We start from the raw sequence: 19,371 nt of genomic DNA on the forward strand, positions 1-19,371 counted from the left end.
ACGGGACGGTCGCCGGGCCGTGTCCGGCCCGGCGTTCGCGCCGGCGCTCAGCGCGGGCGACGCACCGCGCGGACCTTGCCGCTGCTGCCGCCGCCGCAATAGAAGCGGTCGGCGCCGTCGGATTCCAGGCCGGACACCATCTTGCCCGCCGGCATCTCCACGCGTTCCAGCACTTCGCCGCTGTTCGGATCGACGCGGCGCAATTCGCTCTCGTCGCTTTCCCAGGTGCCGTGCCAGAGTTCGCCGTCGACCCAGGTGACGCCGGTGACGTAGCGGTTGGATTCGATGCTGCGCAACACCTTGCCGGTGTCCGGATCGACCTGATGGATCTTGCGGTCGCGATAGTGGCCGACCCACAGCGAGCCCTCGGCCCAGCTCATGCCCGAGTCGCCGCCCTGGCCGGGCGAGGGGATCGTCGCCAGCACGACGCCGCTGGCCGGATCGATCTTGTGGATGCGGTCCTGCACGATCTGGTACAGATGGCGGCCGTCGAAGGCCGTGCCGGCATGCGCCGCGGTGGCGATCGATCGCGAGGTCTTGCCGCTCTCGGGATCGAGGGACTGCAGCGAATCGCCGGTGGCGAACCAAACGTTCTCGCCGTCGAAGGTGACCCCGTGCACGGTGTCCGTGCCGGGGAACGGGCCGTACTCTCGTACGATGTCTGCGTTTGAGGTTTTCATGGCTACACCGTAGCGGCTCTAGGGCAGGGCGGGGAGTAACAAGCTCGTCGCGAAACCGGGCATCGGCGGCGTGGTCCAGCGGCGCGCGCGCCCGCGCCCGTAGGACTGCGCCTTGCCCGCGGCGGCCAGGGTGTCGAGCGCGCGCTGCACATTGCGCTGGCTCGCGCCCAGTGCCAGCGCCAAGGCCGAACTCGACCAGGATTCGCCGTCGGCGAGCAAGGCCAGCACCGCCGCATGCTTCTCTTCGACCGGTCGCGCCAGCACGGCCAGCTCGCGCGCATGGCGCGGATGCAGCGCATAGCCGCGCGCGGTCGCGTCGACTTCCGCCATTGGGCGCAGCAAGGCGCGCAGGCGTCCGATCTCGACGCGCAGCCGCGCGCGGTGGGTTTCGTCGACGCGCTTGAAGCCGAAGGCGTGCGCGATCAGGGCGTCGCGCGCGACATCGTCGGGCCAGGCCTCGCCCAGCGCACGCGCGAGCGCGAACAGGATAGGGCGCGAAGCCAGCGATACGCGCGTGCGGCCGTCGCTCAGCGCGTATCGGCAGGCGTCGATCACGAAGGCATCCGAGGCCAACAAGGCTTCGACCTGCTGCAATCGCAGAGGGCGCGCGCCGTCGCGCTCGATCAGATGCGCGGCCGGCGCGTCCATCATGGCCTGCGCGCTCGCGACTTCGGCGATCAGCGCGGAGATGTTGGCGTGGCGCGCGGCCCGTTCGGCGCGGATCAGCGCCGCGCGCGCGGGCTGGGTACGCAGGCGGCGCATGGCGATGCCGGCCAGCACCAGTTCGTGCACGGCGCGCGCGGCGGGCGGCAGCGGTGCGGGATCGAGCTCGGCCAAGGCGCGTTCGGCCTCGTCGAGGCGGCCGATCAGGAGCAGGCGTCGGATCGCGAGCTGGCGCGCATAGGCGGCGTTCGCGCGGTCGCCATGGCGCTCCAGCGTCGCGCGCGCCGCGTCCAGCGTGGGTTCGGGCCAGCCCAGGTCGCGTGCGGCGAACGCGATCTCGGCCTCGGCCAGCACGCAACGGGCGCGCGCCAGCGCTTCCCTGGGGCCGAACGCGCGCGCTGCGCGGCGCACCAGCTGGCGGGCGCGATCCAGGTCGCCGAGTTGGGCCATCGCGATGCCTCGCAAGGCCAGCGCGGACGCGTCCTCGCGCAGCGCGACGTACTTCAATGCGAGCAGCGCATCGCCCGCCGCGAGCGCGCGCGCCGCCGCCGTGATCAGCGAGTCCACTGGTATTCCGCCACGTCGCTCACTCCGGCCCTCGTTCAGGCGCGCTCTAGGCTAACCCAAGGCGGCGGCGCCGCTTGCGCAGCGAGCGCGCACCGGCGGGTTTGCGCGGGCGACCTCGGCGGTCGTTTGAGTGCGACAATGGACGCTTGGCCGGACGCGCGCTTCGCGGCGCATCCGGCCGGGGCGGCCGCGGCCGTCCTGCCATCGCATTCGTTGCCGCCAGCCGGCAGGGTCAGGAGGATCACGTATGAGTCGCAACTATCCCCCGGTTTCGCTGATCGGCGCGCCTACCGACGTAGGCGCGGGACATCGCGGCGCACGGCTGGGGCCGGAAGCGCTGCGCATCGCCGGTCTCGAAGAGGCCCTGCTCAAGCGTGGCGTCGACGTGATCGATCGCGGCAATCTCGACGGCCCGCGCAATCCCTGGCAGAAGCCGGTCGATGGCTATCGCCATTTGCCCGAAGTGGTGGCCTGGAACCGTTTGGTGATGGACGCGGTGGCGGCCGAGTTGCGCGAGGGCCGCATGCCGATCCTGCTCGGCGGCGACCACTGCCTGGGCCTGGGCTCGATCACCGCGGTCGCGCGCCATTGCCGCGAAACCGGCAAGCAGCTGCGCGTGCTGTGGCTGGATGCGCACGCCGATTTCAACACCAGCCGGGTCACGCCCTCGGGCAACGTGCACGGCATGCCGGTGGCCTGCCTGTGCGGCATCGGCCCGGAAGCACTGACCACGCTGGGCGGCGAAGCGCCGGCGATGCGTGCCGAGGATATCCGCCAGATCGGCATCCGTTCGGTCGATCCGGGCGAGAAGCAGCTGATCAAGGAGCATGGCCTGGACGTCTACGACATGCGCTATATCGACGAGATCGGCATGAAGCGGGTGATGGAGGAGGCGCTGGAAGGCATCGACGACAACACTCATCTGCACGTGAGCTTCGACGTCGACTTCCTCGATCCCAGCATCGCGCCGGGTGTCGGCACCACGGTGCCGGGCGGCCCCAACTACCGCGAGGCGCAGCTGGTGATGGAGATGATCGCCGACAGCGGGCGTCTGGCCTCGCTGGATATCGTCGAGCTCAATCCGGTGCTGGACAAGCGCAATCGCACCGCCAAGCTGTCGGTGGACCTGGTCGAAAGCCTGTTCGGCAAGTCGACTTTGATGCGCGACTGAACGCGACGTGTGCGCCGCAGCATGAACGGCGGCAGGCGCATTAGGGCCGATTCCACACGGGCTTCACATCGCCTCACGTCTCATTTCTCCAAGGTCACGCCGCCGGACGACGCGTCCGAACGGCTTACCGACCGGTACTACCGACCAAGGAGAATTCAATGAAGCGTCTGACTGCCCTGTTGCTGCTCGCCCTGTTTTCGATGGGCACCCTGACCGCCTGCAACACCGTTGCCGGCGCCGGCAAGGACGTGCAGAAGGCTGGCGAGAAGGTCGAAGAGAAGGCCGAGGAAGTGCGCGACGGCAAGTAATCGCCTCGCGTTTCTCGCAATGGAGAAAGGCCGGAGCGATCCGGCCTTTCTTTTTGCGCGCGCGCAGGCGCGCGATCGTGCGAATCGCGCATTCGCCTAGCTGAAGCGTTCATCGCGTTCATCCTCGTCAACACGCGACTAACGCAATCGCGACCTTGCGCGAATGCCGCGCTTGCGAAGCTTGCGTCAACGGTGCAGCGCTGGACGCACCGTTCTCCCCCAAACGAGATCGAGGACTGACTGATGAACAAAGACATCATCGCGGGCAAGTGGACGCAGCTCAAGGGCAAGGCCCAGGCCAAGTGGGGCGACCTCACCGACGACGTGTTCGATGTGGCGGCGGGCGATTCCAAGTATCTCGCCGGCAAGCTGCAGGAGCGCTACGGCTGGGAACGCGAACGCGCCGAGAAGGAAGTGAGCGATTTCGAGAAGACCCTGAACTGACGATCTCGTCGATCCGCGTGCGGGCCGCCTCAGACGCCGGCTAGCGCGCGGATAGCCAAGCAGGAACGCGAAGGGCCGGGTGCGCACCCGGCCCTTCGCTTTTGTGGCGATCAATAGCGCGGCGGATCGGCGACGAAGCCGCTGGGGAAGGCGCGCGGCTCGCTGTTGCGGTAGTCCGGATAGCGCGGGTAACGCGGAAGCACGCCGCGCGCGACCAGGGTGTTGTAGTCGTCGTAGCGCAGCTGGGTGACCTGTGCGGGCGAGCGCGTGGCGCGATTGAATCCGGTCTGCGACACCGGCGACCATTCGCGCTGGCCGTGACCGGTGCCGATCGACTGCGTGGCCATCGCGTCGGCGCTGCGCGATTCGGCGGCGGGCGCGGCGGCCTTGGCGGCGTCGTTGCCGGCGCGGTAGCGGCCGCTGGCCTCGCGTTCGCCGCGCGCGATCGGCGCGGGGTAGTCGTAGCGGTAGACCGGACGGGCTTCCTCGAACACGGCCACGCCGATCACGCCGACGTTGTCGGGGCGGCCGGTGCGCGCGGCGTAGCTGTCGGGCAGGTCGGTGAACACGAACTGGGCCACGTCCTCCATCGACTTGCGCCAGCCGTTGATCTCGGTGCTCTGCCAGGGCTCGAGCACGTAGCCGGCCTGCGAGGGGTGGGCGTTCTGGCCGGTCACGGCGTTGACGCCGTCCACCGACAGCACCACCAGCACGCGCTGGTCGCTGGTGTTGGTCAGGCGCACGGCGTAGCGGTGGCCGGGCGCGCCGGCGATCCACTGCTGGCCGCGGTGGGGGTAGGTCGGCAGCCAGTCGCCGGCGTCGCGGTCGATCACGGCGACGTCGACCAGCGGGCGGGCGGACAGGGGTGCGCAGGCGGTGGCGGCGATCAGGGCGCCGGCCAGCAGGACTAGGGAGCGGAACATGGCGGGTTCTCCGGGGTGGGCACTGCTGCGAACGCACCGGCATCGGCGGCGGGGTTAAGCGCCGGCGTCGGCGCCGCGGCCGTTGGCGGGCGCTCAGCTTCGGCGCGCCGGCCGGGCCGGCCACGAGGGCCGGGGCCAGCGGGTAAACTGGCGGGCCCCGCTCCATCCAGGCCCGCAATGACCTCGACCCGCGTCCTGACCGGCATCACCACGTCCGGCACTCCCCACCTCGGCAACTACGTCGGCGCGATCCGTCCGGCGGTGGCCGCCAGCCGCACCCCGGGCGTGGAGAGCTTCTACTTCCTGGCCGACCTGCACGCGCTGATCAAGGTGCAGGAACCCGAGCGCGTGCAGCGTTCGACCCTGGAGATCGCCGCGACCTGGCTGGCCTGCGGCCTGGAGCCGGACAAGGTCTGGTTCTATCGCCAGAGCGAGATCGTCGAGATCCCGGAGCTGACCTGGTTCCTGACCTGCGTGGCCGGCAAGGGCATCCTCAACCGCGCGCACGCCTACAAGGCCGCGGTCGATCGCAACCGCGCCGACGGCGAGGACGACGATGCCGCGATCACCGCCGGACTGTTCATGTATCCGGTGCTGATGGCCGCCGACATCCTGGTCTTCAACGCCAACAAGGTGCCGGTGGGCCGCGACCAGATCCAGCACATCGAGATGGCGCGCGATTTTGCCCAGCGCTTCAATCATCTGTACGGCGAGCACTTCGCCCTGCCCGAAGCGGCGATCGAGGAGAACGTGGCGACGCTGCCTGGCCTGGACGGCCGCAAGATGAGCAAGAGCTACGACAACACCATCCCCTTGTTCGCGCCGCGCGAGACGCTGAAGAAGTTGATCTATTCCATCGTCACCGACTCGCGCGCCCCCGGCGAGTCCAAGGACGCCGAGACTTCCAACGTGTTCCAGCTCTACCAGGCCTTCGCCAGCGGCGCCGAGACCGAGCGGATGCGCGCGGCCTTCGCCGACGGCATCGCCTGGGGCGAGGCCAAGCAGGCGCTGTTCGAGCGCATCGACGCCGAAGTCGCGCCGCAGCGCGATAAGTACGAGACCCTGATGGCCAAGCCGGCCGAGATCGAGGCGATCCTGCGCGACGGCGCGCAGCGCGTGCGCGCGACCCATGGCGTGCCCTTCATGCAGTCGCTGCGCGCGGCGGTGGGCCTGCGCGACCTGTCGCAGGTGGTGGTGGGCGAGCGCAAGAAGGCCGCCAAGGCGGCCGCGCCCAGCTTCAAGCAGTACCGCGAGAGCGACGGCAAGTTCTACTTCAAGCTGGTCGACGGCGAGCGCGTGTTGCTGCAGAGCGCCGGTCACGAGTCGGCGCGCACCGCCGGCCAGTTGATCGGGCGCCTCAAGCAGGAAGGCGGCGCGGCGCTGCATCGCGCGGAGAACGCGGCGGTGCATGCGGGCGAGGAACTGATCGGGCACCTGCACGAAGGCGTGGAGCTGGCCGAGGTAGCCGAGGCGCTGGCGCAGTTCGCGGTTGAGGAAGGCTGAGGCAAGAGCGGCCCGCACCCCGATCCCTCTCCACTCACGCGGGAGAGGGGCTGGAACGCCGACGGGACGGGACGTCTTCGCTTATCGCCTGAGGGCGACCTAGACTGGCGGCCTCGCCCCACGCGTCGCTTCCATGACCGACTCCCATGGCATCGTCACCATCGATACCGGCTTCCATCGGCCGGCCTTCGATGCGGCTTATCTGATCGTCGAGCAAGGCCGCGCCGCCTACGTCGACTGCGGCACCCAGCATTCGGTGCCGGCGCTGCTGGCGGCGTTGCAGGCGCAGGGCCTGGGGCCCGAGCACGTCGACTGGTTGATCCTCACCCATGTCCATCTCGATCACGCCGGCGGCGCGGGCGCGCTGATGCGGCGTTTGCCGAACGCGCGTCTGGCGGTGCATCCGCGCGGGGCGCCGCACATGATCGATCCTTCGCGGCTGATCGCCGGTGCCACCGCGGTCTACGGCGCCGAGGAAATCGCGCGCAGCTACGGCGAGATCCTGCCGGTCGCGGCCGAGCGCGTGGTGGCGGCCGGCGACGGCCATCGCATCGACCTGGCCGGGCGTTCGTTGCTGTGCCTGGACACGCCGGGGCATGCGCGCCATCACCTGTGCTTGTGGGACGAGCGCAGCCGCAGCTGGTTCACCGGCGACACCTTCGGCCTGTCCTATCGCGAGTTCGACAGCGCGCGCGGCGCGTTCGCGATCCCGACCAGCACGCCGGTGCAGTTCGAACCCGAAGCCTTGCAGGCCTCGATCCGCAAGCTGCTCGCGTACGAGCCGCAGACCATGCGGCTCACCCATTACGGCCCGGTCGGCGACGTCGCCCGCCTCGCCGACGATCTGATCGCGCAGATCGACGCCATGGTCGCGCTGGCGCGCGCGGCCGACGGCCACCCGGACCGGCATGCGCGTCTGGTCGCCTCGCTGGGCGAGCTCTACGTCGCGCGCGCGGCCGCGCACGGCAGCGCCATGGACGCCGCCCAGGTACTGGCCCTGCTGGCGGTGGACATCGAGCTCAATGCCCAGGGGCTGGAGGTCTGGTTGGGTCGGCATTGACCGGATCGGGCGCGAATTCAGCTGGCTGAATGGCCGCAGCCTTAACCGGCGCGCTACCGCCCCGGCAGCTGTGAGGGCGGTCACAGGACGGCGGTCCCAGGGGCGGTAGCCTGCAAGGGTCTCTCCGGTACCCCCCGATGTCCCTTGCCCGCCTACGCGCCGTTCCGGCGCCCACCGACGAGGCTCAGCGCCAGGATGCGCTCGACGCCTACGCGGTGGTAGACAGCGTTTCCGAACAAGCCTACGACGACCTGGTGCGCCTGGCCGCGACGCTGTGCGACGCGCCGGCGGCGGCGATTTCCTTGATCGATCGCGACCGCCAATGGTTCAAGGCGCGCGTCGGGCTGGACCAGTCGCAGACGCCGCGCGCATTGGCGATCTGCGATCACGCCATCCGCACCCCGGGCGAAACCTTGGTCGTGCGCGACGTCGCCGACGATCCGCGTTTCAGCACGCGTGTGGTCAGCATCGACGGCCGCCCCCTGCGCTTCTACGCCGGGGTGCCGCTGCTGAGCCCCGACGGCCATGCGCTGGGCACGATCTGCGTGCTCGACAGCCAGCCGCGCGACCTGCGTCCGGCCCAGCGCGACGGCTTGGAAGTGCTGGCGCGCCAGACCCAGCACCTGTTGGAGCTGCGCCGTTACGCGATGGAGCAACGGCGCCTGCTCAACGAACGCGAAGCCTTCGCGCGCCGGCTCGAGGACGCCCAGGCCGATCTGCAGCGCCGCCACGACGAACTGCAGTACAGCGCCAGCCACGATGCCCTGACCGGCCTGCTCAACCGCGCCGCGTTGGCGCAGCTGCGCGAAAGCCCGCAGGCGATGCGGCGCCTGGAAAGCGCGCCCTACGCCTTGCTGCTGCTGGACGTGGATCATTTCAAGCAGGTCAACGACCGCTACGGCCACTTGCTCGGCGATCGCGCGTTGCGCGCGGTCGCGGATGCGGTCGCGTCCTCGGTCCGGCAGGGCGACATCGCGGTGCGCTACGGCGGCGAGGAATTCCTGATCGTGCTGCCGGACGCGCGCCTGGCGCAGTCCTACGAAATCGCCGAACGCATCCGCCAGCGGGTCGCGCGTTCCTCGCTGCCGTTCGCCTTGTCGGTGTCGGTGGGCGTGGCCGCGGGCGAGCCGGGCCGGGACACGCCCGAGCGCGTGTTCGACCGCGCCGACCAGGCCCTGTACCGGGCCAAGAACCTGGGCCGCGACCGCGTGGTCGCCGACGACACGCCGCAGCGCGACTGACGCTTGCCGGGCCGCGAACGCGGGCGCAGACTGGCCTTGCGCTCAGGCGCAGGCGGCGACAAGTGGAGCTTGCCGCGATCGCAGTCCGCGTAGCCGGACACCGGACGTCAGCACGCGCTTCCGAGGGCGTGTCATGCCCAGATACATCATCGAACGTGAACTGGTCGGCGCCGGCGCGCTCACCGGCGCCGAGCTGCAGTCGATCGCGCGCAAATCCTGCGAGGTGCTGGACGGCCTGGGGCCGAAAGTGCAGTGGCAGGAGTCGTTCGTGACCGACGACAAGATCTACTGCGTCTACATCGCGCCCGACGAGGACAGCATCCGCCGCCATGGCGAACTCGGCGGTTTTCCGGTCACCAGCGTGGCGCAGGTGAAACACGTGATCGGTCCGACCACGGCGGAGAGCGCCGCGGCTTGACGCCGCGCGGTCCGATCGAGCCGCCGGCGCGCGCCGGACGGGCGATTGCGGCCGTTGCGATCAGTCCCAGACCTTGGGCGGCGCGCCGCGCTCGGGGTGCTTCATGCGCACCACGCAGAAGCGGTGGCCGGTGGGCGCTTCCATCACCCACCAGCGCTTGATGAACTTGATCTTCTTCGCGCCCAGGCGTTCCAGGCGCGCGGCTTCGGCGTCGATGTCGTCGGACTCGATGTCCAGATGCACGCGCGAGGGATGGTCCACGCGCTGCACTTCCACGTGCAGTTCGCCGGGCGCGTTGCGCAGTTCGACGTAACTGGCGCCGTCCTCGTCGTAGCCGTCGCCCAGGGGCAGGCCGAGCGCATTGCTCCAGAAGCCGGCGGCGCGGTCGACGTCGCCGGTCTCGCAATCGATGATGAAGCCGGCCAGGCGGCTGCGGTGGGTCATGCGGGGCTCCTATGCCTCGTCGAAGGCGGCGATCGGCTGCCCGAACTGGAGCAGATAGCCGTTGTTGTCGTAGATCGCGAATTCGCGCATGCCGTAGCCGAAGTCCTCGATCGGATAGCACACGCGCGCGCGTTCGCGCAGGCGCCGCCACCAGCCGTCGACATCGTCGGTGCGCAGGTACAGCGAGCCTGTGAAGGCCGGTGCGAGGTCGCCCTCGTGTGCGTTGAGGCCGCTGAGCATGAGTTCGACGCCGTCGCGCTCAAGCGCGGCCCAGCCGCCGGCGGCGTCGCCGGCGCTGAGGCGGAACTCCAGGACCTGGGTGTAGAACGCGATCGTCGCCGCCGGGTCGGGCGTGCGCAGCATCGGCGTCAGCGCGCGCAGGTTCATGGCGCGCCGCCGTCGATGCCGCTGCCCGTTCGCGCCGGCGCCGCGATCACATCGGCCGCGCCAGATCGTCCAGCATCGCCTTGAGGAAGCGCGCGGCTTCGCCGCCGGTGCAGGCGCGGTGGTCGAAGGTCAGCGACAGCGGAATGACCTTGTGCGATTCGAAACCGCCCATCACCGGGGTCATCTGGTGGCGGCCCTTGCCGGCGGCGACGATGGCCACGGTCGGCGGCACGATCACCGGAGTGGCGTAGCGGCCGGCGAACATGCCGAAGTTGGACAGCGAGATGGTGTAGCCGCTGAGCTCGGAGGCCGGAATGCTGCGGTCCTCGACTTGGGCGCGCAGGCGGTTGACCGCCTCGCGCACGCCGCGCGCGTCGAGCACGTCGGCGTTGCGCAGCGCCGGCACGAACAGGCCGTCGTCGGTGTCGACCGCGATGCCGATGTCGACGTGCGGATGCAGGGTGCGGGTCAGCTTGTCGCCGTCGAACCAGGCGTTGAGCGCGGGCACGGCCTTGCAGCCGGCCACGATCGCGCGCACCAGGCGGCCGGTGATGTCGTTGCCCGGCGCCCAGGCATGGATGTCGGCGTCGTCGCTGAGCGTGGTCGGTACCACCTTGGCGTGGGCGTCGGCCATCACCCGCGCCATGTTGCGGCGCACGCCCTTGAGCTGTTCGGGCTGGCCGCTGACGCTCACGCCCGGCGGTTGGGTGCGCATCGGCCGGCCGCTGGCCGACAGCGCGCTGCGCGCGGGCGCGGCGGCCGGGGCCGCGGCAGCCACCGGCGCGCGATCGACCGCGCGCGGCGCCGGTGCGGCGCCCGCGACGGCGCTGCCGTCGGCGGCGGCGCGCTTGACGTCGTCGCTGGTGACCACGCCGTCGCTGCCGGTCGCGCGCACGCGCGCCAGGTCGACGCCGAGTTTGCGCGCGAGCGCGCGCACCGCCGGCATCGCCTTGACCCCGCCGACCGCGACCGCCTGTTCGCTGCGCACCGCGTCGGAGGACTGCATCGCCCCGACCACGGTGCCGCTGTCGGCGCGTTCGGCGTCGGCGGCCTTGGCCGGTGCGGCCTCGGCCTGCGGCGCGGGCGCGGCCGGCGCGGCATGGCCGCCGCCGTGGTGATGGCCGGTGTCCTGGCCGTCGGCGCGCTGCGGCTGGCTGGGATCGAGTTCGAACTCGGCCAGCATGGTGCCGGTCACGACGATGTCGCCGGCGGCGCCGGCCAGCTTGAGCACCTTGCCCGAGACCGGCGAGGGCACCTCCACCACGGCCTTGGCGGTCTCCATCGACACCAGGGTGTCGTCGAGGCGGATCGTGTCGCCGACCTTCACCGCCCATTCGACGATGGTCGCGTCGGGCAGGCCTTCGCCGAGGTCGGGGAGCAGGAAGGTTTTGGTGTCGGTCATGGTTCGATCGTCTCGTTGGTTATGCGATCGCCGTCGGCCCGGGCCGGCGGCGGATAAGGTTCAGACCCACACGTCGTTGCGCGCGGTCAGGTCGCCGCCGGCTTCGCCGGTGTTGACCACGCCGCGCGGCTCGATGATGAGGGCATGGCATTCGTGTTCGGCGCGGGTGATGTGCTCGACGCCGCGCGGCACGACGTACATCTCGCCTTCGCCCAGCTCCACGTCGTGATCGCGGAAGCCGATCTGCATGCGGCCGCGCACCACCATGAACACTTCGTCGGTGTGCTCGTGCGCATGCCAGACGAACTCGCCCTGCAGCTTGACCAGCTTGAACTGGTAGTCGTTCATCTCGGCGATCACGCGCGGCGACCAGTGCTCGCTGAAACGCGCGAGCTTGTCGGCTAGGTTGATCGCCTCGCGTGGCGCGGCGGACTCGGTCATGGCGATCCTTCGTCGAAGAGTTCCAGCGCGCGCGCCGGGATCCAGCCCTGTTCGCCGCGATCGTTCTCGGCCCACCACCACTGCGCGAGCTCGTAGTGCAGGGCCAGGATTTCGTCGGTCCGCGCGGCCAGTTCGCGGGTGTCGTAGTCGCTGAGCGCGGTGGCGGGGCCGCGCTCGCCGTCGAACAGCGCCGCCGGCACCCAGCCGCCGTGGCCTTCGTTGAGCACGGTCCAGACGAACTGCGGCCAGTCGCGGTCGCGCTCGCCCAGGGTCACGCGCTGGCCGCGCGCGACCTGGATCGGCGGCCGATCCGGCACGCGGTGGCCGACGACGACGCGTGCGCGACGCATCGCCCTGCGCTCAGCCCGCCGCCAGCGCGCGCTTGGCCGCGGCGACGATGCGTTCCACGCTGGGCAGGTACTTCATTTCCAGGCGGAACAGCGGGATGTGGGTGTCGTAGCCGGTGACGCGCTCGACCGGCGCGAGCAGGTCGTACATCGACTCCTCGGCCAGGCGCGCGGCGATTTCGGCGCCGAAGCCGGCGGTCTTGGGCGCTTCGTGCACGATCACGCAGCGGCCGGTCTTGCTCACCGATTCGGCGATGGTGGCGAAGTCCAGCGGGCGCAGGGTGGCCACGTCGATCACCTCGGCGCTGATGCCTTCGCCGGCCAGCTTGTCGGCCGCTTCCAGCGCTTCCTTGACCTGCGCGCCCCAGCTGACCAGGGTCACGTCGCTGCCGTCGCGCAGCACGTAGCACACGTCCAGCGGCAGCGCCTCGCCGTCGTCGGCCACCACTTCCTTGTACTGGCGGTAGATGCGCTTGGGCTCCATGAAGATCACCGGATCCGGGTCGCGGATCGCGGCCAGCAGCAGGCCGTAGGCGCGCGCCGGCGAGGACGGCATGACCACGCGCAGGCCGGGCACGTTGGTGAAGATGGATTCGTTGGCTTCGCTGTGGTGCTCGGGCGCGCGGATGCCGCCGCCCCACGGCACGCGCAGCACCATCGGGCAGTGCAGACGGCCGCGGGTGCGGTAACGGAAGCGCGCGGCGTGGCAGATGATGTGATCGACCATCGGATACACGAAGCCGTCGAACTGCGATTCGGCGACCGGCTTCATGCCCTGCGCGGCCAGGCCGACGGTGAGGCCGGCGATGGTGGTTTCGTCCAGCGGCGTGTCGAGCACGCGCTCGGAACCGAACTGCTGCTGCAGGCCGGCGGTGGCGCGGAACACGCCGCCGTTCACGCCCACGTCCTCGCCCAGCACCAGCACGGTCTCGTCGGCGCGCATCTCGTAGGCCAGGGCCTGGGTGATGGCCTCGATCAGGGTGATCGCGACCGGCGCGGCCACGGCGTTGGCGGTCTCGACCTTCACTTTGGTATCGACGTTCATCGACGACCCTCCAGGGCCAGCGCGGCCGCACGTTGCGCGAGCAGATCCGGCGGCGGATCGGCGTACAGATAATCGAACATCGCCTCGACCGGCTGCACCGGGGTTTCCAGATAGGCGTTGATCTCGACGTCGACCTTCTTGCCGCATTCCTCGGCCCAGGCCTTCTCTTCGTCCTCGCTCCACAGGCCCTGCGCGGTCAGATAGGCGCGCAGGCGCGGCACCGGGTCGCGGGTCCAGGCCTCTTTGACTTCGGCTTCGCCGCGATAACGGCGGGCGTCGTCGGCGGTGGTGTGGTCGTGCAAGCGGTAGGTCATGAACTCGATCACGCTGCCGCCTTCGCCCTTGCGCGCGCGCTCGGCGGCGCGGCGCATGCCTTCCAGCACCGCGATCAGGTCGTTGCCGTCCACCTGCAGGCAGTGCAGGCCGCCGGCGATGCCCTTCTGGGCCAGGGTCTTGGCGCCGGTCTGGGCCGAGCGCGGCACCGAGATCGCCCAGCCGTTGTTGATCACGCACAGGATCAGCGGCAGCTGGTAGGCGCCGGCCGAGTTCAGGGCGGCGTAGAAGTCGGTCTTGGACGAACCGCCGTCGCCGCAGCAGGCCACGGCCAGGTTGTTTTCCTTGCGCAGCTTGAACGCGAGCGCGGCGCCGGCGGCGTGCAGGCACTGGGTGGAGATCGGCACGCACCAGGAGAAGTCCTTCCTGGGGCCGGAGAAGTCGTTGCCACGCTCGTCGCCGCCCCAGTACAGCAGCACTTCGCGCGGCAGCACGCCGCGCATGAACTGCGCGCCGTACTCGCGGTAGCTGGGCGCGAACACGTCGTCGGGCAGCATCGAGGCGCCGATGCCGACGTGGGTGGCCTCGTGGCCCAGGCAGGCGGCGTAGGTGCCGAGCTTGCCGGTGCGTTGCAGCGCGATCGCCTTGGTGTCGAACACGCGCACGAACAGCATCTGCTTGAACAGCGGCAGCAGCTTGCTGGCGTCGCGGAACGCGGGCGGCAGTTCGGCGACGGGCTGGCCGTCGATGCCGAGGTATTGCAGGTATTCGATTTCGAACGTCGCGGCGACGGTCATCGCGGGGCAGTCCTGAATTGGGGATGGGGGAGGCCCGAACCTTCCCGCCCGGATCCAGTGCCGGCGCGCGGACCGTTCAGACTGGCTGGGTCCGCGGCGGCCGGTGAGGGCTTGCTGCGGACCTGGCGCTGTCGCAGCGGCCGCGGTGGCGGCTGTTGCGTGGTGCTGCGGATGATACCCAAACGCGTGTTAAGCGCCGTTGCGCGCTGCGGCATGCAAAAAATCGCGGAAACGACTAGGCGCGACTGCACGCGGGCGTACGGTGGGCCCCGTTTTGGGGGCGCTGCGCACCGCTTCGGGGTAGCAGCGGCGTGAGCCGCGACCGCGAAATCAAAGCCGCGGCGCTAGACCGGAATCCGATTCGGCGCGGACGTGCGGGCTTGCGCGATCGCGGCTCACGCCGCTCCCACAGGGAGCAAGGGCAACCGCGGTCGCGGGCGGCGGGCCGCACAAACGAAAAGGGCGCGGCTCGCGCCGCGCCCTTTCGTTCAAAGCTTGCTACGGATCAGCGGCGGATCTGCACGCTGATGGTGTCGCTGTTGTTGCCGGCGACCGGGTCCGGGGTGGCGGCGCTGATGTTGGCGTCGAACACCAGGCTGCTGCCCACGGCCGGACGTTCCGGCACCACGACCGCCAGCGCGAACCATTGGGTACCGCGGTTCATGCTGCCGTTGCGGTTGCACTCGGCGCGGAAGCCGGTGGGCACCGCGGTGCGGGCGCAGGTCCAGCCGGCCGGGGCGGCGACCGCCGCGGACGAGACCGCGACGTTGCCGGTCAGCACCAGCTTGGGCTGGGCGGCGGCGTCCGGGCCGGCGTTGGTCACGGGCACCAGGAAGGTCGCGATCGCGCCCTTGCGCACCGGCAGCGCGCCGCCGGCGATCTGCACCGACAGGTCGGCCTGGGTGGTCACCACGACCTGCGCCGAGGCCTGGTTGTCGCCGTTGGCCGGGTCGCGGGTCTGCGACTGCGCGGCCACTGCCATGCGCAGCGGGGTGCCGCTGGCCAGGGCCGGCAGCACCACGTTCAAGGAGAACGTGGCCGAGGCCTGCGAGGCCAGGCTGGGCGTGGTGCAGGTGACGGTGGTGGTGGTCGCGTCCTGCACCGGTGCGGCGCAGGTCCAGCCGGCCGGAGCGGTCGCGACCGGCGCCACCAGGGCGTCGAACACGAAGGCCACGGCGGCGGCGTCGGCCGCGTTCGGGCCGGCGTTGAACACGCCGGCGGTGTAGGTCGCCGTCTGGCCGGCGCGGGCGCTGGCCGGGCTGGCCGAGGCGCTCACCGCCAGGTCGGCGCTGCGGAAGCCGGGCACGCTCAGGACCAGGCGCACCGGGTCGTGGTCGGACACGCGCAGCGGCTGGCTGGCATCGCCGAAGCGGAACACGCCGAAGTCGGCGTTGATGCGGGCGTGGTCGACCGACAGGCCGACGTTGTCCATCACCAGCGCCTCGTTGACCAGCACGTGGTCCAGAGTCTGCGCATTGCCTTCGAACACGTACGAGTAACGCTGGGCCGGATCGGCGATCAGCTGCGAGCCGTCGACGAAGATGCTGGTCAGCGGGCTGTCGACGTAGGTCAGGACCTGGTCTTCGGCGGCTTCCTCGCCCTTGATGATGCCCAGCACGTCGGTGTAGCCGTCGTTGAACTCGAACGCGTTGAAGTCGCCGATCAGCACGATCTTCTCGTTCGGGTTGGCCTGCTGCATCTGCTCGATCAGGCCGGCCAGGTAGGCCGCCTGCGCGCCGCGCTTGGCGCGCACGCGCGCGCCCTCGGTGGACCAGCCGTTGCCGCCGGAAGCGACATCGTCGATGCCGTTGAGCGAACGCAGGTGGTTGGCGATCACCGTGATCGGATACGACGCGCCGTTGTCCTGGTGCACGATCGCGCGCAGCAGCAGCGGCGGACGGTCGTTGAGCAGGGCGGTGCTGCCGTTCGGATTGGCGAAGGTCGCGTCCTTGCCGTACTGCACCACTTCCAGCACTTCCACGCGCGGCTGGCCGGCGCCGTTGTCGCGGGTGGCGACCAGGAAGCCGACGTTGATGCCGCCCGGGTCGTTGCCCGACACCAGGTAGGGCACGTAGGCCGGCGCGCTGGGGCAGTTGGCGTTGATGCGCTCGGCCAGGCGGCCGAGGATGCCGATGTTCTCGACTTCGACCACGCCCAGGATGTCGGGCGTCTTCAGGTACTGGCAGATCGCCGCCGAGGTCTTGCCCAGGCGCTTCTCCACCGCTTCGGGCTTCAGCGTCGGCGCGCCGTTGCTCTCGGCCACTTCGTCGAAGAAGCGCAGCAGGTTGAAGCCGCCGATGGTGATGTCTTCGTAGGCCGCGTCGGCGACCGCCTCGGGCTGCTTGCCGCCGGCGAAGGTCGGCGGGGTGGCGGTGTCGGGCAACAGCGCCCAGGTGCCGGCGAAGTAGTCGAGCACGCCGAGCAGGCCGGAGATCTGGGCCTGGCCGTCGACCGACAGCGGCAGCGCGCCGATCTGGCCGCGGCTGCGCACCATCAGGCGTTCTTGGTTAGTGTCGAAGCGCGGCGGGTTCTTGCCGGCCGGGATCGGGATCGTGTCCATGATGCCGATGCCGGGCTCGCGGAACGGCACCGCAACCTCGGGCAGGCGCACGTAGAACACGCCGTCGCTGGAGGAGTTGGCGTCGTCTTCGTCGATGCTGCCGTCGGTGCCGGAGATCGCGACCGACTGGGCCACGCTCACGCGCATCGCTTCCAGGCGTTCCAGCGTGCCCGGGGTGGCGTTGGCGCCGAGCTCGGCCGAGCTCAGTTCGACCGCGGCGGGCAGGGCGACGCCGGTTTCCAGCAGCTCCACCGTCGGCGAGACCAGTTCGGTGATGCTGAGCTGGTTCGGATTCGAGGGCGGGGTGAACTCGTCGACCTTGGCGGTCACGCGCACGCGGTTACCGACCGCGGCGCTGGCCGGCGGCGCGGCGCCGGTGAACACGAACACCGCTTCGGAGGTGGCCGGGTTGCCGTCGTCGTTGGCGCTTTGCAGGAAGAAGCCGTTGTTGAACTTGCGCGCGGTGACGATGCCCTCGGTGACCACGAGCTTGTCGTCGTAGGCCGAGAGCAGGCCGGCGCCCTGGATCTGGGCGATGGTCAGCGCGACCGGCGGATCCGGCGGGTTCGGCGGCGCGGTGCCGGTGTTGCGCGGGGTCGGCGCGCCGGTGCTGAAGTCGGCGCTGTTGTTGCCGGTGTCGGTGGCGCCGTCGTTCTTGCGCAGCGCGGCCGTGGAGTTGGTCAGCGTCGCGGTGGGCGCCGTCTCCGAGCAGTTGGCGGCGGTGCCGTAACCGACGAAGTCGACCACGGTGGCGCCGCCGACCGGGCAGGCGCCGCTCAGCGACACGTTGTTGTTGACCAGCGCGACCTTGCCGGCGGTGCCGGCCATGGCCAGGGTGCCGGTCGCGTCGGGCGTGGGCAGGTCGACGGTGCCGCCGGCGCCGTCGGCCTGCTTGATGAGGTAGTAGCCGCCCGCCGGAATGCTGCCGGTCAGCGGTGTGCGCGCCCAGGTGGCGCCGGCGGAAGACGCGTATTGCACGCTCCATCCGCTTAGATCGACCGCCGTGGCGCCGTTATTGCGCAATTCGATGAAGTCGCTTTTCAGCGTGGCACCGGAATTGCCGCCCCCGCCGTAGACCTGACTGACCACGACCTGCGCATGCGCGCCGCCGGCCATCAGGAACGTCAAAGCCACGGCCGCCAGGCGGCCTAAGAACTTGTCCATGTTTTTCCCCGTTGGATGCCGCCCGCCCAAAGATTCCCCAGGAATGCTCCCCTGACGCGGGCTGGCAAGATTGTGCATCAATCGTCACAAATCGGCATTTCAGAGGCATGACGGCATACCATACGGTGATGGGGGTGGACCGTCCGGAAGGTGTGCGCTGCGGTACCCTTTGCGCCCCTAAGCGAGAACCGCGATGACCGTCGAGAAGAACCAGCGCGAACTGGAGACCGGAATCCACACCGATCTGCAGGGGCGGATCACCTATGCGGGCTATCTGCAGTTGGATCGCCTGCTGTCGGCCCAGCACGGCCGCTCCGACCCGCCGCACCACGACGAATTGCTGTTCATCATTCAGCATCAAGTGTCGGAGCTGTGGATGAAGCTGATCATCCACGAGCTCAGCGCGGCCATCGAACACCTGCGCAACGACCAGGTCTGGCAGTGCCAGAAGGTCCTGGCGCGCTGCAAGCAGGTGCTGCGTCAGCTGACCGAGCAGTGGTCGGTGCTGGAGACCCTGACGCCGTCGGAATACATGGGCTTCCGCGACACCCTGGGGCCGTCCTCGGGCTTTCAGTCGCTGCAGTACCGGCGCATCGAATTTATGCTGGGCAACAAGAACGAGGGCATGCTGCGGGTGTTCGGGCACGATCCCCAGGCCCAGGCCGAACTCGAAAGCGCGCTGGCCGCGCCCAGTCTCTACGACGAATTCCTGATGTACCTGGCGCGTTTCGGTCACGCGATCCCGGCCGCGCACCTGCAGCGCGACTGGCGCCAGCCGCATGTGGCCGATCCCGCCCTGCAGCCGGTGTTCGAACGCATCTATGAAAACACCGATGTGTACTGGCGCGAGTACGCGCTGTGCGAGGACCTGGTCGACGTCGAAACCCAGTTCCAGCTTTGGCGTTTCCGCCATATGCGCACGGTGCTGCGCATCATCGGCTTCAAGCGCGGCACCGGCGGTTCCAGCGGCGTGGGCTTCCTCAAGCAGGCGCTGGAACTGACCTTCTTCCCGGAGCTGTTCGAAGTGCGCACCAGCATCGGCCCGGGCGGCGCGATCGTGCCGTGAGCGCGCGCGTGCACGAGTGCGTCGGCGCCTTGTTGGTGTGCGACGGGCGCGTGCTGCTGGGCCGGCGCACGGCCGACCGCGAATTTCTCGCCGGTGCCTGGGACGTGCTGGGCGGCCATAGCGAGGACGGCGAGAGCGAACTCGACACCTTGATGCGCGAATTGGACGAGGAGGCCGGCGTGGTGCCCACGCGCTGGCGACGCCTGGACACCCTCGAGGGCGCGCAGCCCACGCCCTGGCGCCTGCATCTGTATGCGGTCACGCAGTGGCGCGGCGAGCCCTGCAACCGGCAGCCGGACGAGCACGAGGAATTGCGCTGGTGCACGGCGCAGGAGGCGGCGCGCCACCTCGCTGCGGCGCATCCGGCGTTCGCGCGCCTGCTGGGCGAGGCGCTGGCGGCCGAGGGGGCTTGAAGCGGGCGGGCGCGGGCACTGGGCTGAGATCGTCGACCGCGCAATCGCGCGCCG

The 19,371-nt window shown here is 70.0% G+C and carries 20 protein-coding genes; 9 read left to right on the forward strand and 11 right to left on the reverse strand.

Translation table 11 applies throughout. The features are described from left to right. Positions 1-47: 47 nt before the first annotated feature. A complete protein-coding gene (locus tag ASE43_RS10335; RefSeq protein ID WP_057160399.1) occupies positions 48-680 on the reverse strand; it encodes a hypothetical protein in 633 nt (210 codons plus the stop codon). Between the two features lie 18 nt (positions 681-698). Continuing rightward, entirely contained in the window at positions 699-1,910 is a 1,212-nt protein-coding gene (locus ASE43_RS10340) for a hypothetical protein (RefSeq protein WP_057160400.1), read from the reverse strand. A gap of 247 nt (positions 1,911-2,157) precedes the next feature. Here ASE43_RS10340 and rocF point away from each other — a divergent pair, with 247 nt between their 5' ends. The 3 genes from rocF (at position 2,158) to ASE43_RS10355 (ending at position 3,833) form a co-directional block, all read left to right on the forward strand. Next, positions 2,158-3,081 (forward strand): arginase, encoded by a 924-nt coding sequence (rocF, locus tag ASE43_RS10345; RefSeq protein WP_056178678.1) that lies wholly within the window; start codon positions 2,158-2,160, stop codon positions 3,079-3,081. Positions 3,082-3,239: 158 nt separating this feature from the next. Continuing rightward, complete coding sequence (locus ASE43_RS10350) at positions 3,240-3,389, forward strand: entericidin A/B family lipoprotein (RefSeq protein WP_056178681.1); 150 nt, start codon at positions 3,240-3,242, stop codon at positions 3,387-3,389. 243 nt (positions 3,390-3,632) lie between these two features. Continuing rightward, positions 3,633-3,833 carry a CsbD family protein gene (locus ASE43_RS10355; protein WP_056178684.1) on the forward strand — a complete coding sequence of 67 codons (201 nt, stop codon included), beginning with the start codon at positions 3,633-3,635 and terminating at the stop codon, positions 3,831-3,833. 110 nt (positions 3,834-3,943) lie between these two features. On the opposite strand, the gene ASE43_RS10360 is transcribed toward ASE43_RS10355, so the two are convergent. After that, positions 3,944-4,756: a hypothetical protein gene (locus ASE43_RS10360; RefSeq protein ID WP_056178688.1), complete on the reverse strand. Its 813-nt coding sequence runs from the start codon at positions 4,754-4,756 to the stop codon at positions 3,944-3,946. A 177-nt stretch (positions 4,757-4,933) separates the two neighbouring features. Here ASE43_RS10360 and ASE43_RS10365 point away from each other — a divergent pair, with 177 nt between their 5' ends. The 4 genes from ASE43_RS10365 (at position 4,934) to ASE43_RS10380 (ending at position 8,978) form a co-directional block, all read left to right on the forward strand. Continuing rightward, positions 4,934-6,259 carry a tryptophan--tRNA ligase gene (locus ASE43_RS10365; RefSeq protein ID WP_057160401.1) on the forward strand — a complete coding sequence of 442 codons (1,326 nt, stop codon included), beginning with the start codon at positions 4,934-4,936 and terminating at the stop codon, positions 6,257-6,259. A 133-nt stretch (positions 6,260-6,392) separates the two neighbouring features. Then, positions 6,393-7,319: an MBL fold metallo-hydrolase gene (locus ASE43_RS10370; RefSeq protein WP_057160402.1), complete on the forward strand. Its 927-nt coding sequence runs from the start codon at positions 6,393-6,395 to the stop codon at positions 7,317-7,319. Positions 7,320-7,456: 137 nt separating this feature from the next. Beyond that, a complete protein-coding gene (locus ASE43_RS10375) occupies positions 7,457-8,560 on the forward strand; it encodes a sensor domain-containing diguanylate cyclase (RefSeq protein ID WP_057160403.1) in 1,104 nt (367 codons plus the stop codon). Between the two features lie 133 nt (positions 8,561-8,693). After that, positions 8,694-8,978 carry a DUF4242 domain-containing protein gene (locus ASE43_RS10380; RefSeq protein ID WP_056178699.1) on the forward strand — a complete coding sequence of 95 codons (285 nt, stop codon included), beginning with the start codon at positions 8,694-8,696 and terminating at the stop codon, positions 8,976-8,978. Positions 8,979-9,038: 60 nt separating this feature from the next. Here ASE43_RS10380 and ASE43_RS10385 read toward each other — a convergent pair whose 3' ends face one another. From ASE43_RS10385 to ASE43_RS10420, 8 genes are all read right to left on the reverse strand, one after another. Next, a complete protein-coding gene (locus tag ASE43_RS10385) occupies positions 9,039-9,422 on the reverse strand; it encodes a VOC family protein (protein ID WP_056178701.1) in 384 nt (127 codons plus the stop codon). A gap of 9 nt (positions 9,423-9,431) precedes the next feature. Continuing rightward, positions 9,432-9,809, reverse strand: a complete 378-nt coding sequence (locus ASE43_RS10390) for a VOC family protein (protein ID WP_057160404.1) — start codon at positions 9,807-9,809, stop codon at positions 9,432-9,434. Between the two features lie 46 nt (positions 9,810-9,855). Continuing rightward, positions 9,856-11,211, reverse strand: a complete 1,356-nt coding sequence (locus ASE43_RS10395; RefSeq protein WP_057160405.1) for a dihydrolipoamide acetyltransferase family protein — start codon at positions 11,209-11,211, stop codon at positions 9,856-9,858. A gap of 60 nt (positions 11,212-11,271) precedes the next feature. Continuing rightward, the gene (locus ASE43_RS10400) at positions 11,272-11,652 is read right to left on the reverse strand and encodes a cupin domain-containing protein (protein WP_056178711.1); all 381 of its coding nucleotides are present in this window, start codon (positions 11,650-11,652) and stop codon (positions 11,272-11,274) included. After that, positions 11,649-12,002, reverse strand: a complete 354-nt coding sequence (locus tag ASE43_RS10405) for an SH3 domain-containing protein (protein ID WP_056178715.1) — start codon at positions 12,000-12,002, stop codon at positions 11,649-11,651. The genes ASE43_RS10400 and ASE43_RS10405 overlap by 4 nt, the downstream gene beginning before the upstream one ends. A gap of 10 nt (positions 12,003-12,012) precedes the next feature. Continuing rightward, positions 12,013-13,044: an alpha-ketoacid dehydrogenase subunit beta gene (locus ASE43_RS10410; protein WP_056178718.1), complete on the reverse strand. Its 1,032-nt coding sequence runs from the start codon at positions 13,042-13,044 to the stop codon at positions 12,013-12,015. Continuing rightward, a complete protein-coding gene (pdhA, locus tag ASE43_RS10415; RefSeq protein WP_057160406.1) occupies positions 13,041-14,114 on the reverse strand; it encodes a pyruvate dehydrogenase (acetyl-transferring) E1 component subunit alpha in 1,074 nt (357 codons plus the stop codon). Before pdhA ends, ASE43_RS10410 begins: the two co-directional genes overlap by 4 nt. Before the next feature lie 505 nt (positions 14,115-14,619). Further along, positions 14,620-17,838, reverse strand: coding sequence for a lamin tail domain-containing protein (locus ASE43_RS10420; protein WP_056178724.1), 3,219 nt, complete (start codon positions 17,836-17,838; stop codon positions 14,620-14,622). A 193-nt stretch (positions 17,839-18,031) separates the two neighbouring features. Between ASE43_RS10420 and ASE43_RS10425 the strand changes: the two genes are divergently transcribed. Both ASE43_RS10425 and ASE43_RS10430 read left to right on the forward strand, forming a co-directional pair. Next, positions 18,032-18,904, forward strand: coding sequence for a tryptophan 2,3-dioxygenase family protein (locus ASE43_RS10425; RefSeq protein WP_056178727.1), 873 nt, complete (start codon positions 18,032-18,034; stop codon positions 18,902-18,904). Beyond that, positions 18,901-19,317 carry an NUDIX domain-containing protein gene (locus ASE43_RS10430; protein WP_057160407.1) on the forward strand — a complete coding sequence of 139 codons (417 nt, stop codon included), beginning with the start codon at positions 18,901-18,903 and terminating at the stop codon, positions 19,315-19,317. Before ASE43_RS10425 ends, ASE43_RS10430 begins: the two co-directional genes overlap by 4 nt. Positions 19,318-19,371 lie beyond the last annotated feature (54 nt).

It is taken from the genome of Lysobacter sp. Root983 (assembly GCF_001429345.1).
Lineage (GTDB): Bacteria > Pseudomonadota > Gammaproteobacteria > Xanthomonadales > Xanthomonadaceae > Lysobacter.

Bases quoted from the DNA above. Each gene is read 5' to 3' on its own strand.
- ASE43_RS10335 (WP_057160399.1), bottom strand. From the start codon at position 680: ATGAAAACCTCAAACGCAGACATCGTACGAGAGTACGGCCCGTTCCCC.
- rocF (WP_056178678.1), top strand. From the start codon at position 2,158: ATGAGTCGCAACTATCCCCCGGTTTCGCTGATCGGCGCGCCTACCGAC.
- ASE43_RS10350 (WP_056178681.1), top strand. From the start codon at position 3,240: ATGAAGCGTCTGACTGCCCTGTTGCTGCTCGCCCTGTTTTCGATGGGC.
- ASE43_RS10355 (WP_056178684.1), top strand. From the start codon at position 3,633: ATGAACAAAGACATCATCGCGGGCAAGTGGACGCAGCTCAAGGGCAAG.
- ASE43_RS10360 (WP_056178688.1), bottom strand. From the start codon at position 4,756: ATGTTCCGCTCCCTAGTCCTGCTGGCCGGCGCCCTGATCGCCGCCACC.
- ASE43_RS10365 (WP_057160401.1), top strand. From the start codon at position 4,934: ATGACCTCGACCCGCGTCCTGACCGGCATCACCACGTCCGGCACTCCC.
- ASE43_RS10370 (WP_057160402.1), top strand. From the start codon at position 6,393: ATGACCGACTCCCATGGCATCGTCACCATCGATACCGGCTTCCATCGG.
- ASE43_RS10375 (WP_057160403.1), top strand. From the start codon at position 7,457: ATGTCCCTTGCCCGCCTACGCGCCGTTCCGGCGCCCACCGACGAGGCT.
- ASE43_RS10380 (WP_056178699.1), top strand. From the start codon at position 8,694: ATGCCCAGATACATCATCGAACGTGAACTGGTCGGCGCCGGCGCGCTC.
- ASE43_RS10385 (WP_056178701.1), bottom strand. From the start codon at position 9,422: ATGACCCACCGCAGCCGCCTGGCCGGCTTCATCATCGATTGCGAGACC.
- ASE43_RS10390 (WP_057160404.1), bottom strand. From the start codon at position 9,809: ATGAACCTGCGCGCGCTGACGCCGATGCTGCGCACGCCCGACCCGGCG.
- ASE43_RS10395 (WP_057160405.1), bottom strand. From the start codon at position 11,211: ATGACCGACACCAAAACCTTCCTGCTCCCCGACCTCGGCGAAGGCCTG.
- ASE43_RS10400 (WP_056178711.1), bottom strand. From the start codon at position 11,652: ATGACCGAGTCCGCCGCGCCACGCGAGGCGATCAACCTAGCCGACAAG.
- ASE43_RS10405 (WP_056178715.1), bottom strand. From the start codon at position 12,002: ATGCGTCGCGCACGCGTCGTCGTCGGCCACCGCGTGCCGGATCGGCCG.
- ASE43_RS10410 (WP_056178718.1), bottom strand. From the start codon at position 13,044: ATGAACGTCGATACCAAAGTGAAGGTCGAGACCGCCAACGCCGTGGCC.
- pdhA (WP_057160406.1), bottom strand. From the start codon at position 14,114: ATGACCGTCGCCGCGACGTTCGAAATCGAATACCTGCAATACCTCGGC.
- ASE43_RS10420 (WP_056178724.1), bottom strand. From the start codon at position 17,838: ATGGACAAGTTCTTAGGCCGCCTGGCGGCCGTGGCTTTGACGTTCCTG.
- ASE43_RS10425 (WP_056178727.1), top strand. From the start codon at position 18,032: ATGACCGTCGAGAAGAACCAGCGCGAACTGGAGACCGGAATCCACACC.